The 13,748-nt window shown below is 68.1% G+C and carries 10 protein-coding genes; 6 read left to right on the forward strand and 4 right to left on the reverse strand.

All coding sequences use genetic code 11. The features are described 5' to 3' along the window. Positions 1-97: 97 nt before the first annotated feature. On the reverse strand, positions 98-1,810 hold the full coding sequence (locus B2R83_RS09075; protein WP_292040298.1) for an isovaleryl-CoA dehydrogenase: 1,713 nt from the start codon (positions 1,808-1,810) through the stop codon (positions 98-100). Positions 1,811-2,149: 339 nt separating this feature from the next. Here B2R83_RS09075 and B2R83_RS09080 point away from each other — a divergent pair, with 339 nt between their 5' ends. Both B2R83_RS09080 and B2R83_RS09085 read left to right on the forward strand, forming a co-directional pair. Beyond that, positions 2,150-3,883, forward strand: coding sequence for a putative bifunctional diguanylate cyclase/phosphodiesterase (locus B2R83_RS09080; protein WP_292040302.1), 1,734 nt, complete (start codon positions 2,150-2,152; stop codon positions 3,881-3,883). Beyond that, a complete protein-coding gene (locus tag B2R83_RS09085; RefSeq protein WP_292040304.1) occupies positions 3,880-5,373 on the forward strand; it encodes an HDOD domain-containing protein in 1,494 nt (497 codons plus the stop codon). The genes B2R83_RS09080 and B2R83_RS09085 overlap by 4 nt, the downstream gene beginning before the upstream one ends. Before the next feature lie 40 nt (positions 5,374-5,413). On the opposite strand, the gene aroC is transcribed toward B2R83_RS09085, so the two are convergent. Then, the gene (gene aroC / locus B2R83_RS09090; protein ID WP_292040306.1) at positions 5,414-6,508 is read right to left on the reverse strand and encodes a chorismate synthase; all 1,095 of its coding nucleotides are present in this window, start codon (positions 6,506-6,508) and stop codon (positions 5,414-5,416) included. Positions 6,509-6,732: 224 nt separating this feature from the next. Between aroC and B2R83_RS09095 the strand changes: the two genes are divergently transcribed. Next, positions 6,733-9,000, forward strand: a complete 2,268-nt coding sequence (locus tag B2R83_RS09095) for a GGDEF/EAL domain-containing response regulator (protein WP_292040308.1) — start codon at positions 6,733-6,735, stop codon at positions 8,998-9,000. A gap of 42 nt (positions 9,001-9,042) precedes the next feature. On the opposite strand, the gene B2R83_RS09100 is transcribed toward B2R83_RS09095, so the two are convergent. Then, on the reverse strand, positions 9,043-9,495 hold the full coding sequence (locus tag B2R83_RS09100; RefSeq protein ID WP_027867541.1) for a CBS domain-containing protein: 453 nt from the start codon (positions 9,493-9,495) through the stop codon (positions 9,043-9,045). Between the two features lie 180 nt (positions 9,496-9,675). Between B2R83_RS09100 and B2R83_RS09105 the strand changes: the two genes are divergently transcribed. From B2R83_RS09105 to B2R83_RS09115, 3 genes are read left to right on the forward strand one after another with little or no spacing between them, the layout of a single operon-like run. After that, the gene (locus tag B2R83_RS09105) at positions 9,676-10,986 is read left to right on the forward strand and encodes an O-acetylhomoserine aminocarboxypropyltransferase (protein ID WP_292040310.1); all 1,311 of its coding nucleotides are present in this window, start codon (positions 9,676-9,678) and stop codon (positions 10,984-10,986) included. Between the two features lies 1 nt (position 10,987). Then, a complete protein-coding gene (locus B2R83_RS09110) occupies positions 10,988-11,821 on the forward strand; it encodes an alpha/beta fold hydrolase (protein ID WP_292040311.1) in 834 nt (277 codons plus the stop codon). After that, positions 11,818-12,123 (forward strand): DUF962 domain-containing protein, encoded by a 306-nt coding sequence (locus tag B2R83_RS09115; RefSeq protein ID WP_292040313.1) that lies wholly within the window; start codon positions 11,818-11,820, stop codon positions 12,121-12,123. Before B2R83_RS09110 ends, B2R83_RS09115 begins: the two co-directional genes overlap by 4 nt. On the opposite strand, the gene B2R83_RS09120 is transcribed toward B2R83_RS09115, so the two are convergent. Next, positions 12,113-13,748: ATP-binding protein (locus B2R83_RS09120; protein WP_292040315.1), on the reverse strand; the 1,636-nt coding region annotated here is incomplete at its 5' end. The genes B2R83_RS09115 and B2R83_RS09120 overlap by 11 nt on opposite strands.

The raw sequence follows: 13,748 nt of genomic DNA on the forward strand, positions 1-13,748 counted from the left end.
CTCTTGGACCGGCATTATCCCAGCCACGCGCCTGTTTGTCCCTTTTTTCTGCACATTTCGACAAGAAACCGTACGGCGCTGCGTTTTCTCGCCCTGTTTACCCCGTCGCCAGCGCCCGCGCCAGGATCGCGCCGTAGTCGCTGGATGCCGGCAGCCGCCCGAAGGCGCCGCCCGGCTCGGAAGCGATGCGCGAGGCCACGAAGGCATCCGCCACGTAGCCCGGCGCATAGCGCAGCAGCAGCGCGCCCTGCACCGCCAGCACCAGCCGCTCGGCCAGGCGCCGCGCGCCGGATTCGATCGCGGCCTGGGCCGGCAGCTCGTCGAGCAGGCGGGCGGCATAGGCATCGAAGCGCCCGTCCAGGCCCTGCGCCGGCTCCAGCTCGGCGGCCAGCGCCGCGCGCGCCTCCGGCAGCGACTTGCCGAGCGCGCGCAGCACGTCGAGGCACATCACGTTGCCCGAGCCTTCCCAGATCGAGTTGACCGGAAGTTCGCGGTAAATGCGCGCCAGGGGACCGTCCTCGACGTAGCCGTTGCCGCCCATGACCTCCATCGCCTCGGCGCCGAAAGCCGGGCCGCGCTTGCAGATCCAGTACTTGCCGGCCGGGGTCAGGATGCGCCCGAGCAGGGCTTGCGCCGGATCGTCGGCCTGGTCGAAGCAGCGCGCCAGGCGCAGGGCAAAGGCGGTGGCGGCTTCGGATTCGAGCGCCAGGTCGGCCAGCACGTTCTGCATCAGGGGCTGCTCGCTGAGGACGCGCCCGAAGACCCTGCGCCCGCGCGCGTGGTGCAGCGCATGGCACAGCGCCGCGCGCATGATGCCGGCGCTGCCGAGCACGCAATCGAGCCGGGTATAGCCGCCCATCTCGAGGATGGTGGGGATGCCGCGCCCCGGCGCGCCGACCATCCACCCGACCGCGCCCTGGAATTCCACTTCCGAGGAAGCGTTCGAACGGTTGCCCAGCTTGTCCTTCAGGCGCTGCACGCGGATCGGGTTGCGGCTACCGTCCGGCAGGTAGCGCGGCACGAAGAAGCAGCTCAGGTGGTCCGGCATTCCGGCCGCGCTTCCCGCCTCATCGGTCTGCGCCAGGATCAGGTGGGCGTCGGACTGCGGCACCGAGAAGAACCATTTGTGGCCGACGATGCGCCAGGCGCCCTCGCCTTCGGCGCCGAAGCGCGCGCTCGCCTCGCCCGGCAGGATCGGCTCGGCACGCGTGGTGTTGGCGCGCACGTCGCTGCCGCCCTGCTTCTCGGTCATGCCCATGCCCACCAGCGCGCCGCGCTTGTGCGCGACCGGCAGCGAGCGCGGGTCGTAGTCGTTCGACAGGATCTTCGGCAGCCAGGTGGCCGCCAGGGCCGGCACGCGGCGCAGCGCCGGCACCGAGGCGAAGGTCATCGTCACCGGGCACTGGGCGCCGTTCTCCACCTGACCGAACAGCAGATACTGGGCGGCGCGCGCCACTTGGGCGCCCGGGCGCGGGTCGAGCCAGGGTGCGGAATGGGCGCCGGCCCCGATCAGCAGCGACATCAAGCGATGCCAGGCCGGATGGAACTCGATTTCGTCGATCCGGTTGCCCATGCGGTCATGGCTCACCAGGCGCGGCCCGTGGGCATTGGCCAGGCGCGCCAGGTCGAGGATCTCGGCGCGGCCGAGCTCGGCCCCCAGGCTGTCCAGCGCCGCGCCGGCCCAGCCCGCTCCCTCGCGTTCGACCGCCTCGCGCAGGGCCGGGTCGCAGCGAAACAGGTTGACGTCCGCGAAGGGTGTGGCCTGGTTCAGCACCTCATGGGTATCGAAGGAACGGTCGAAGGGCTTCATTTTTTCGCTCTTTCTTCCGTTAAGAGAACTGGGCCGCGACCAAGTGTTGCAACTCAGCATCAACTCACAAGCAATAATCATCGAGTAATTTGCTGCAGAGCAATAATCGGCGAAAATAGTAGTATGTATAACCTGCTTCAACAGCAATAACGCTAACGTAAAGGGCTTGCGAAGGCAAGCCGCTGCGGCAGCGCAAGCACGAACAAAACCAGACCGGCACTTGTGATTTTTAATGCCTTTCGGAATCTTTCGATGCTACAGTCACACTGGGTTTGGTAGACTTGCATGATTACACGTGGCAGGTCAGCGTGCGAGCAACAACAAGGCAGACATTCAAGAATGCACACCAGTTCCACCGCCGCAAAATTCGAGCCGCGCAAGCAGCCGCCGTCGCTGCTTGACAGCCTGCTCGAAGCGGCCGGCGACATCGTGCTGCGCGTGACCCTCGGCGGCCAGGTGCGCGCCGCCAGTCGCCGGGCGCTGACCCTGACCGGCGTGGAAACGGGCGGCCGGCCCCTGGTCTCGCTGGTCCATGACGTCGACCAGCAGGCGCTGAAGAATGCCCTCGCCCATGCCGCCGCCAGCGGCGATCCGGCGCTGGTCGAGGCGCGCTTTCGCTGCAACGAGCGCGACATCTGGTTCGAACTGCGCATCGCATTGATCACCTCCGGCGACGATGCCCCGCTGCTCGTGGTCGGCCGCGACATGTCGGCCCAGCACGCCACCGAAGAACGCCTGCGCCACATGGCGACCCACGATTCGCTCACCGAGCTGCCGAACCGGGTGCTGCTGTCGGACCGTATCCGCATGGTGATCGCCAATGCGCGCCGCTCCGGCCAGGGCTTCGCGGTCGCCACCATCGGCCTGGACGGCTTCAAGAAGGTCAACGACGGCCTTGGGCACGCGGTCGGCGACGCGGTGCTGCGCATGGCCGCCGGACGCCTGCGCCGCACGCTGCGCGACAGCGACACCCTGGCGCGGGTCGGCGGCGACGAATTCGTCGCGGTGCTGCCGGGGTCGAGCAACGAGGCGCAGATCAAGCTGGTCACGGGGCGCCTGATGGCAGCGCTGCAGTCGCCCTTCGAGATCGACGGCCACACCATCTACCTGGCCGGCTCGATCGGCGTCTCGGTGTATCCGGAGCACGCCGAAGACGAGGTGCAGCTCGTGACCCTGGCCGACACCGCCATGTCGCGCGCCAAGGAGACCGGCAAGGCGCGCGCCGTCACCTACAGCCCGCGCGACCAGGGCCCGCCCGAGCACGACATCTCGCTCGAGGCCGCCATGTTCAACGCGGTGCGCGAGGGCGAGTTCCAGCTCTACTACCAGCCGATCGTCGATACCCGCAACCGCACCATCGAAGGCTTCGAGACCCTGATGCGCTGGAAGCACCCGACCCTCGGCATGGTGCCCCCGGGTCGCTTCATCCCGATCGCCGAGACCAACGGCCTGATCAACCTGCTCGGCGCCTGGGCGCTGAAGGCGGCCTGCATGCAGATCCGCCAGTTCGAGGAAGCGGCCGGCCGCGAGCTCTACATCTCGGTGAATATCAGCCCGCGGCAGTTCAGGAGCGACAAGTTCCTCACCGTGCTGGACGATGCGCTGGCCCTGTCCGGCACGCCGGGCAGCAAGCTGGTGCTCGAGATCACCGAAGGCACGCTGATGGTCGACCCGGTCCACGCCGAATCGGTGCTGGTCAAGATGGCCGAACGCGGCGCCCGCATCGCCATCGACGACTTCGGCACCGGCTATTCGAGCCTGGCCTACCTGAAGCGCTTCCCGATCTCGGTGCTGAAGGTCGACCGCGCCTTCGTGAAGGACCTGCCGGGCGCCGAGAAGGACGCCGCGATCTGCAACGCGGTGCTCGACCTGGCCAAGCACCTCGACCTGTCGGTGGTGGCCGAAGGGGTCGAGACCGAAGCGCAGCTGGCCTGGCTGGACGGCCTGGGCTGCCAGTACGTGCAGGGCTACCTGACCGGCAAGCCGATGCCGGCCCACGTGGCCCTGACCGCGCTGAAGGAAAATCTTTACACCGAATTACTGCCGCACGACTTCCGGGCGATCCAGCCATGACCCTTCTTTCCGACACCCCGCGCTCGCCCCGGGCCGAAGCCACCCTGTCCCTGCTGTGGGAACGCATCCGCAGGCAGGGCGACATGCCGGGCTTCACCAAGGCCATCAACGCCATCCTCGCCTCCATGCGCGGCGAGGACGAGCGCGAGTTCTCGATGAGCCAGACGGTGCTGTCGGACCCGGTCCTGACCCAGAAGGTGCTGCGCCTGGCCAACAGCGGCATGTACTCGGCCTTCGGCCAGCGCATCAACACGGTCTCGAAAGCCGTGCTGGTGCTCGGCACCGAGGCCATCGGCCACCTGGCGCTGGGCCTGAAACTGATCGAGGAGCTGGCCAAGTCGACGCCGGACACCGAGACCGCCCACATCGAGATGGAAAAGGCGGTGCTGGCCGGCATGGTGGCCCAGCAGGTGGCGGCCAGCGCGGTCTCGCGCGACCCCGAGGAAGCGGTGGTGTGCTCGATCCTGCATTCGCTGGGCCGCATGATGGTCACCTTCTACATGCCGGAACGCTGGACCCAGCTGCGCGAAGCGGGCGGCGCCGGACGCGAGGAGCTGGCGGCCGAATCCGTGCTCGGCCTGTCGCTGGAAGAGATCGGCCGCGCCACCGCCGAGCACTGGGGCCTGCCGCGCAACCTCGTCGCCGGCATGCGCCGCGTCGAACCGGGCGAGCGCGGTGCGGAGTTCGGCCATGACGACTGGCTGGCGGCGCTCGGCACCATGTCGACCCAGGCCGCCGAGGCCCTGTGGCACGACGACGACGCGGCGGCGAGCCGCGTGGCGGCCCTGGCCGAGAGCTTCGCCCCGATGCTGGGCGTGGAAGCGACCGGGCTGCTGGGCGCGATCGACAAGGCGCGCACGACCGCCGCCTCGGACCTGAGCATCGCCCCGCTGGCCAAGCCGGCCGAGAAGCGCGCCAAGCTGGTGGCCGCGACCCGCAAGCGCATGGCCGGCAACAAGGTATTGATGAGCGGCGTGGCCGACATGCGCGACGCAGGCAGCGGCGCGACGCCGGGCCAGATGATGTCGATGGCGCTGGAGACCATCCACAAGGGCCTGTCCTTCACCCGCTCGTTCGCCTTCTTGCGCAACCGCCGCGAGGGCCGCTATTGCGCCCGCCTCGGCCTGGGCGAAGGCAGCAAGGCACAGCTAGCCAACCTGGTGTTCGACGACGCCTACGAGCCGAACGTGTTCCATGCGGCGCTGGGAAGCGACCGCGTGATCTTCATCGAGAATGCCCAGGACCCCAAGTTCGCCGCCAAGCTGCCGGGCTGGTGGAAAGGCACGCTGAGCGAGGCGCGCTGCTTCGTCGTGATCCCGCTGTGCGCCCACGGGCAGCCGGCCGGCTTCATCTACGGCGAATGGGACGACAGCTTCCCGCAGGTGGTGCTGAGCCAGACCGAGTTCTCGCTGCTGAACGACCTGCGCGGGCTGGTGGTGCGCACGGTGGAGCGGCGCCATCAGGTCGAGGCGGTGGCGACGCGGGTATAAGCGCCGCGCCGCGGACGCCGTCGGCGCCCGTCACCAGCTTTTAGCCGAGTTTCGGCGTTCCTACTTTCACATCCCCGCACTGCGCCCGGTGCATCAGCGCATGGTCGATCAGCACCAGCGCCAGCATGGCCTCGGCGATCGGCGTCGCGCGGATGCCCACACAGGGGTCGTGGCGCCCGAAGGTCTCGACCATGACCGGATTGCCGTCCTTGTCGATCGAGCGGCGCGGCGTGCGGATCGACGAGGTCGGCTTGATCGCGATCGAGACCGTGATGTCCTGGCCGGTCGAGATTCCGCCCAGCACCCCGCCCGCATTGTTGCCCACAAAACCCGCGGGCGTGAGTTCGTCGCCATGCTCCGAACCCTTCTGCGCCACCGACGCGAAGCCGGCGCCGATCTCCACGCCCTTGACCGCGTTAATCCCCATCATCGCGTAGGCGATGTCGGCGTCGAGCTTGTCGTAGATCGGCTGGCCCCAGCCGACCGGCACGCCGCGCGCCACCACGTCGATGCGCGCGCCGATCGAGTCGCCGGCGCGGCGCAGCTCGTCCATCGCCGCTTCCATGCGCGCCAGGAGATCGGCGTCCGCGGTCGCGGCGAAGAAGGGATTCGCATGCACGTGTTCGAACGACTGGAACGGCACGGCGATGTCGCCCAGCTGGGTCATGCAGCCGAAGAATTCGGTGCCGTGCCGCTCGCGCAGCCATTTCCTGGCCACCGCGCCGGCGCCGACGATCGGCGCCGTGAGGCGCGCCGACGAGCGGCCGCCGCCGCGCGGGTCGCGCACGCCGTACTTGTGCCAGTAGGTGTAGTCCGCATGGCCCGGACGGAAAGTCTCGGTGATGTTGCCGTAGTCCTTGCTGCGCTGGTCTTCGTTGGGAATCAGGAGGGCGATCGGCGTGCCGGTCGTCACGCCCTGGTACACGCCCGACAGGATCTGCACCCGGTCGGCTTCCTGGCGCTGGGTCACGTGGCGCGAGGTGCCGGGCTTGCGGCGGTCGAGCTCAGGCTGGATGTCGGCTTCGGAAAGCACCATGCCGGGCGGGCAGCCGTCGATGACGCAGCCGATGGCCGGGCCGTGCGACTCGCCAAAAGTGGTTACGGAGAACAGCTTGCCGAAGGAGTTGCCGGACATGGTGGGTCTGTTTTCAAAATGGTGGGTTTGTCATTCTACCAGCATGGCGGCGCCAAGTCAGAAGCCCCCCGGAGTCCGATTTGTGTCGCCGTCCTCTTCCTTAGGTGCGAAGATAGTTGCCTTATGGATACATATTTACTGCGTAGGGCCCTTCCAAGGCTTCCATATTGGCAATTGCATATATACTGAGCACATCAAAAAGACCAGCCAACTGGAGATGTAGCATGTCTGCCCCTATGCCGCCCATGGGCACCTTGACGCAAGCGAGCGGCGACCGAGACGACCTGGTCTTCGCCGACGAGGCCGACCTGTCCACGCCCGCGCTAGCGAACGCCACCTGGCGCATCCTGGTCGTGGACGACGACGCCGACGTGCACTCGACCACTACCTTCGCCTTGAAGAACGTCGAAATGCAGGGCCGCCCGCTCGAGTTCCTGCACGCGTATTCGGCGCGCGAGGCGCGCGCCATCCTCGAACGGCAGCCCGACATCGCCGTCGTCCTGCTCGACGTGGTGATGGAGCGTCCCGACGCCGGCCTGCAGCTGGTGCGCCAGATCCGCGAGGAGCTCGGCATGATCGAAGTGCGCATCATCCTGCGCACCGGCCAGCCGGGCTATGCCCCCGAAATCGAGGCCATCCGCGGCTACGACATCAACGATTACCGTACCAAGTCCGAACTCACCCGCACCAAGCTGTACACGGCGGTGGCGGCCGCGGTGCGCTCCTACCAGCAACTGCGCGCACTCGACGCCAGCCGCGCGGGCCTGGAACGGATCGTCTCGGCCGGCGCCTCCCTGATGTCCCTGCACGGCGTGCTTGACGTGGCCCAAAGCGTGCTGCACCAGGCCGCCGGCCTGCTCGGCCAGGCGCCCGACGGCGTGCTGTGCGTGCGCGAGAGCGGCCAGGGCCGCCCCGACATCCTGCACGTGGTGGCCGCGGCCGGCGACCATGCGCGGCTCGAGGGCCGCGAACTGAGCCCGCAGCGCTACCCCGTACTTGCCGAGGTGGCCGGCCGCACCCTGGGCGCGCGCAGCGGCCTCGAGGCGGACGGCTGGCTGTCGCTCCACTTCCCCGGCAAGGCCGGCCGCGATTTCGCCGCCTGCATTCCCTTCGAACGCCAGCTCGGCGACCTGGAGCGCCGCCTGCTCGAGGTGTTCGCCAGCGTGGTGGCGGTCGGCCTCGATAACGTCGAACTGGTCACGCACCTGAACCAGGCGGCGTTCCGCGACCAGCTCACCGGCCTGCCGAACCGCACCCGCCTGGTCGAGCTGATCGACGCCCTGCTAGCCGGGCCCGAGCGCGGCACGGCGACGCTCGCCCTCGTCGACCTCGACCACTTCGCGGAGACCAACGACGCGCTGGGCCACCATTTCGGCGACCTGCTGCTGGTGGCGGTCGGCAAGCGCCTGAAGTCCCGGCTCGACCCGCGCCTGGAGATCGCACGGATCGGCGGCGACATCTTCTGTGTGCTGGGCGAGGCCGGCGCGGTGCAGCCGGGTGCGATCCAGGCGCTGTTCCGCGTCCCCTTCCACATCGACGGCCAGGACGTGCAGGTTTCCGCCACGCTCGGCCTGGTGCGGCTCGCCGAGCACGACGGCAGCGGCGCCGATGCGCTGAAGGATGCCGACATCGCGCTCAAGCGCGCCAAGTCGCAGCAGCGCGCCGGACACTTCTACTTTTCTCGAAGCATGGGCGTGGAGATCCGCGAACGCGTGCGCATGATGCACGCGCTGCGCAGCGGTTTCCAGCGCGGCGAACTGTTCCTGGCCTACCAGCCGCAGGTCGACCTGGGCAGCAACCGGCCCTTCGGCGCCGAGGCGCTGCTGCGCTGGCGCACCGAGGACGGGCGCCTGGTGGGGCCGGACCGCTTCATCCCGATCGCCGAGTACTCGGGCCTGATCGTCGACATCGGCGAGTGGGTTCTGCGCCAGGCCTTGCTCGAGCTGGTGCGCCTGCGCGCCAGCGGGCACCTGGACTTCACGATGTCGGTGAACGTCTCGCAGGTGCAGTTCCGCCACCCGCAATTCGTGGACATGCTGCGCCGCGCGCTGGATGTGACGAAGGCGCCGCCCGAATTCGTGGAGCTGGAAATCACCGAATCGATGGCCATGGAAGAGCCGGCGCTGCTCGTCGAAAAGCTGGCCCAGGTCAAGCGCACCGGCGTGTCGATCGCGATCGACGATTTCGGCACCGGCTTTTCCTCGCTGTCGCACCTGCAGCGCCTGCAGGTCGACCGTTTGAAGATCGACCGCACTTTTGTGACCGAGATCACGGGCTCGGCGCGCGGCAGCAGCATTGCGGAAATGGTGATCCAGCTGGGCCGCAACCTGGGCCTGTCGGTCATCGCGGAAGGGGTCGAGGACGAACGCCAGGCGCACATCCTGCGCACGCTGGGCTGCCCGCTGGCGCAGGGCTTCCTGTACTCGCGGCCGCTGTCGCCGGAAGCGCTGCAGGAGTGGCTGGGCAAGCAGGCCTTGACCGCGGCGGCTTGATCTCCGCATGGTTTGGCCGGCGATGCCGGCCAAACCCGGGAATCAATCCTCGGTGGCCTGCTCGGCCGGCCAGTCGCGAATGTAGGCCTTGAGCATGCGGTTCTCGAAGCTCTGCGCTTCCAGCACCGCCTTGGCCACGTCGTAGAACGAGATCACGCCCAGCAGGGTGCGGGCATTCATCACCGGCAGGTAGCGCGCGTGCTTTTCCAGCATGATGCGGCGCACTTCGTTGACTTCGGTATCCGGCGTGACGGTGATCGGGCTGTCGTCCATCACCTTGCGCACGGTGCCGTTGCCGAGCGCCCCGCCCTGCGCATGCAGTTCCTTGATCACTTCGCGGAAGGTCAGCATACCGACCAGGTCGCCATACTCCATGACGACCAGCGAGCCGATGTCCTTTTCCGCCATCGTCGCGGCCGCCTGCACCAGCGGCATGTCGGGAGTGACGGTGTAGAGGATTTCGCCTTTGACCTGCAGGATCTCGGAGACTTTCATGGTAGCCACCCCGTCCGGTTGGTTTGTAATTGCAGCAATATTTGTATAACTCATAACTTGACTGTAGCCGATGCCCGCCAAAAAATCCAGCGCTGCACCAATTTAGGGAAGAGCAATGTTGCGCAAGCATAAATCAATGCTAGGATGCCCGCCATCTCCTTACCTGGAAGAGTTAGAACGATGAGCGGTCCCCAGTATCCCGGTTTCGATACGCTGGCCCTGCATGCCGGCAGTGCGCCGGACCCGGCCACCGGCGCGCGCGCCACGCCGATCCATTTCACGTCCTCGTTCGCGTTCCGCGATTCGGAGCATGCGGCGTCCCTGTTCAACATGGAGCGCGCCGGCCACGTCTACTCGCGCATTTCGAACCCGACCAATGCGGTGCTGGAAGAGCGCATCGCCGCCCTCGAAGGCGGCGTGGCCGGCATCGCTACCGCCAGCGGCCAGGCCGCGATGCACCTGGGTCTGGCGACCATCGCCGGCGCGGGTTCGCACATCGTGGCCTCGACCGCCCTGTACGGCGGCTCGCACAACCTGCTGCATTACACCCTGCGCCGCTTCGGCATCGACACCACCTTCGTGGACCCGCGCGACCTCGACGCCTGGCGCGCCGCGATCCGCCCCAACACCAAAGTGCTGTTCGGCGAGACCCTCGGCAACCCGGGCCTGGACGTGCTCGACATCCCGGCAGTGGCCGGCATCGCGCACGAGCACGACCTGCCCCTGATGGTGGACGCGACCTTCACCACGCCGTATCTAGAGCGTCCGTTCGAGCTGGGCGCCGACCTGCTGTTCCATTCCGCCACCAAGTTCCTGTGCGGCCACGGCACCGCCATCGGCGGCCTGCTGGTCGACGGCGGGACCTTCGACTGGGACGCGGCCCATGGCCGCAGCGGGCGTTTCCCCGAGCTGTGCGAGCCCTACGAGGGCTTCCACGGCATGGTGTTCGCGGAAGAATCGACGGTCGCGCCCTTCGCCCTGCGCGCGCGGCGCGAAGGCCTGCGCGACTTCGGCGCGGCCATGAGCCCGCACAACGCCTTCGCCATCCTGCAAGGCATCGAGACCCTGGGCCTGCGCATGGATCGCCACGTCGCCAATACGCGGCGCGTGGTGGAATTCCTGCTGTCGCATCCGGCGGTGGAATCGGTGTCCTACCCGGAACTGGAATCGCACCCCGATCACGCGCTCGCGAAGCGCCTGCTGCCGAAAGGCTGCGGCGCCGTGTTCACCTTCACCTTGAAGGGCGACCGTGCGGCCGGACGCCGCTTTGCCGACGGCCTGCAGGTGTTCTCGCACCTGGCCAACGTGGGCGACGCGAAATCCCTGGTGATCCACCCGGCCTCGACCACCCACTTCCGTGTGCCGGCCGACCAGCTCGCTGCCTCCGGCATCACCGAAGGGACGATGCGCCTGTCGGTCGGCCTGGAAGACCCGGACGACCTGATCGACGACCTGAAGCGGGCGCTGAAACTCGCCCAGAAGGGAGCCTGAGATGCAGTTGCACATCAACGGCGAGAGCGCCTATGTCTACACAGGCGGCAAAACCTTCGACCCGGCGCTCCCATGCATCGTGCTGATCCACGGCGCCCAGAACGACCATTCGGTGTGGGCGCTGCAGAGCCGCTACCTGGCGCACCACGGCTACGCGGTGCTGGCGGTCGACCTGCCGGGCCACGGCCGCAGCAGCGGCCCGGCCTTGGGCAGCGTGGAAGCGATGGCCGACTGGCTCCTGGCCGTCCTGGCGGCAGCCGGGGTCGAGCGTGCACTGCTGGCCGGGCACAGCATGGGCTCGCTGGTCGCGCTGGAAGCCAGCCGGCGCGCACCGGGCACGGTGGCCGGCCTGGCCCTGCTCGGCACCACCTACCCGATGAAGGTGGCCGACTCCCTGCTCGAGACTGCCCGCCTTGATGAAGGCTCGGCCATCGACATGGTCAACATCTGGTCGCACTCGTCGATCGCGCACAAGCCGTCCTGCCCGGGTCCGGGCTTTTCGGTGATGGGCGGCGCGCGCCGCCTGATGCAGCGGATGTCGGCGCGCAATCCGCAGCAGCTGTTCTACACCGACTTCGCCGCATGCAACAGCTACGCGAACGGCGAGGCCGCGGCCGATGCGCTTCGCTGCCCTACCCTGTTCGTATTCGGCAAAAAGGATGTGATGACGCCGCCCCGTTCGACGAAACTGCTGACCGGCGCGATCAAGCATGGCAAAATCGTCAACGTGGACGCCGGCCACCAGATGATGGCCGAGGCGCCCGACGCGGTGCTCGATGCATTGGCGGGCTTCGCCGCATCGATCCCGTTCCAACGGATCCAGGAGACCCCATGACGGCCCGTTTCGCCAGCTTCGCGGAGTTCTATCCCTACTACTTGACCCAGCACGCCGACCGGCGCTGCCGCCGCGCCCACTTCATCGGCACCTCGTCGGCGATCGCCGCGATCGCCCAGTACATCGACAGCCTGAACGCCTGGTGGCTGCTGTTCGCCGTGGTCAGCGGCTATGGCGGGGCCTGGATCGGCCACTTCTTCTACGAGAAGAACAGGCCGGCCTCGTTCTCCCAGCCCTGGTGGTCGTTTCGCGCCGACTGGGTCATGTACTGGCAGATGCTGACAGGCAAGCTCAGCTGGTAGCGCGCCGGTCGAGCAGCGCCCGCACCCGCGCCGCCAGATCCTCGAGCGTAAACGGCTTGCCGATCAGCTGCACCCCGGGTTCCAGTACGCCCTTGTGCACCACCGCATTGCGCGTGTAGCCGGTGGTGAACAGCACCTGCAGGTCCGGGCGCCTGCGCAGCGCCTGGTCGGCCAGTTCCCTGCCGTTCATGTCGGGCATGACCACGTCGGTGAACAGCAGCGCAATCTCCGGATGGCTGTCGAGCAGGCGCAGGGCCGTGGCCGCGCCGTCGGCCTCGAGCACCCGGTAACCCAGTTCGGCCAGCATGGCGACCGAGAGCGTGCGCACCGCGGCTTCGTCTTCCACCACCAGGATCACGTCGCTGGCGTCGCCGTACACCACGCCGGCCCCGGCCTTGGCGACCGGCAGTGCCCGGGCGGCCTCGTGGTGGCGCGGCAGGTAGAGCTTCACGGTCGTGCCCTTCCCCTGTTCCGAATAGATCTTCACATGGCCGCCGGACTGCTGCACGAAGCCATACACCTGGCTCAGGCCCAGGCCGGTCCCGCGCCCCACTTCCTTGGTCGTGAAGAAGGGATCGAAAGCTCGGGCGACCACGTCCTGCGACATGCCCGAGCCGGTGTCGCTGACCGCCACCATCACGTACTGCCCCGGCGCCAGCCCGGGGTGCGCGGCGGCATAGCGTTCGTCGAGGTGGGCGTTGGCGGTCTCGATGCTCAATCGTCCGCCGTCCGGCATCGCGTCGCGCGCGTTCACCGCCAGGTTGAGGATGGCGCTTTCCAGCTGGTTGGCGTCGACGTGGGCGCGCCACAGGCCGCCGGCCAGCACGGTTTCCAGGCGCACGTTGCCGCCCAGCGCGTGCTGCAGCAATTCCGACATGTTGGCGACCAGCTGGTTCAGCGACAGGGTTTCCGGCCGCAGGGCCTGCTGTCGCGAGAAGGCGAGCAGGCGCTGGGTCAGCTGGGCGGCGCGGCGCACCCCGCCCTTGGCCATCTCGGCGTACTGCAGGGCGCGCGCATCCATCGGCGCGAGGCCGTCCTGCACGCGCCGGCCCAGCAGCTCGAGTGCGCTCGTCACCACCGCCAGCATGTTGTTGAAGTCGTGTGCGATGCCGCCGGTGAGCTGGCCCACCGCTTCCATCTTCTGGGCCTGGCGCAGGGCGCCCTCGATCCGGACCCGTTCCTCGACGCCTTCCGCGACGCGCCGCTCGAGCGTGTCGTTGAGCTCGCGCAGCGCCAGCTCGGCCCGGTGGCGCTTGGTGCCGTCCTGGAACAGCACGGCGACCTGGCGCCGCTCGGGCGGCTCGATGCGCAGCGCGGCCAGTTCCAGGTAGCGCCCGGTGCGCTCCAGGGTGCGTTCGAAGCGCACCGGCTCGCCGGTGAGCAGCACGCGGCGGTAGATCTCGACCCAGCCATCCGCTTCCAGCGGCACCATGTCGCGCACGCGCTGGCCGACCACGTTCTCGATGCCCGCGTTGGCCGCATAGGCGGGATTGGCCATCACGTGCACGTAGTCGCTCATCGGGCCGTGCGGGCCGTCCAGGAACTCGATCACGCAAAAGCCCTCGTCGATCGACTCGAACAGGGTGCGGAACAGGCGCTCGCTCTCGCGCAGCGCCTCGCCGATC

The organism is Massilia sp. UBA6681, assembly GCF_002454935.1.
GTDB classification, from domain to species: domain Bacteria; phylum Pseudomonadota; class Gammaproteobacteria; order Burkholderiales; family Burkholderiaceae_D; genus Telluria; species Telluria varians.

What these genes read in the sequence shown, in the direction of transcription:
- B2R83_RS09075 (WP_292040298.1), bottom strand. Translation starts at nt 1,810, where the DNA reads ATGAAGCCCTTCGACCGTTCCTTCGATACCCATGAGGTGCTGAACCAG.
- B2R83_RS09080 (WP_292040302.1), top strand. Translation starts at nt 2,150, where the DNA reads ATGCACACCAGTTCCACCGCCGCAAAATTCGAGCCGCGCAAGCAGCCG.
- B2R83_RS09085 (WP_292040304.1), top strand. Translation starts at nt 3,880, where the DNA reads ATGACCCTTCTTTCCGACACCCCGCGCTCGCCCCGGGCCGAAGCCACC.
- aroC (WP_292040306.1), bottom strand. Translation starts at nt 6,508, where the DNA reads ATGTCCGGCAACTCCTTCGGCAAGCTGTTCTCCGTAACCACTTTTGGC.
- B2R83_RS09095 (WP_292040308.1), top strand. Translation starts at nt 6,733, where the DNA reads ATGTCTGCCCCTATGCCGCCCATGGGCACCTTGACGCAAGCGAGCGGC.
- B2R83_RS09100 (WP_027867541.1), bottom strand. Translation starts at nt 9,495, where the DNA reads ATGAAAGTCTCCGAGATCCTGCAGGTCAAAGGCGAAATCCTCTACACC.
- B2R83_RS09105 (WP_292040310.1), top strand. Translation starts at nt 9,676, where the DNA reads ATGAGCGGTCCCCAGTATCCCGGTTTCGATACGCTGGCCCTGCATGCC.
- B2R83_RS09110 (WP_292040311.1), top strand. Translation starts at nt 10,988, where the DNA reads ATGCAGTTGCACATCAACGGCGAGAGCGCCTATGTCTACACAGGCGGC.
- B2R83_RS09115 (WP_292040313.1), top strand. Translation starts at nt 11,818, where the DNA reads ATGACGGCCCGTTTCGCCAGCTTCGCGGAGTTCTATCCCTACTACTTG.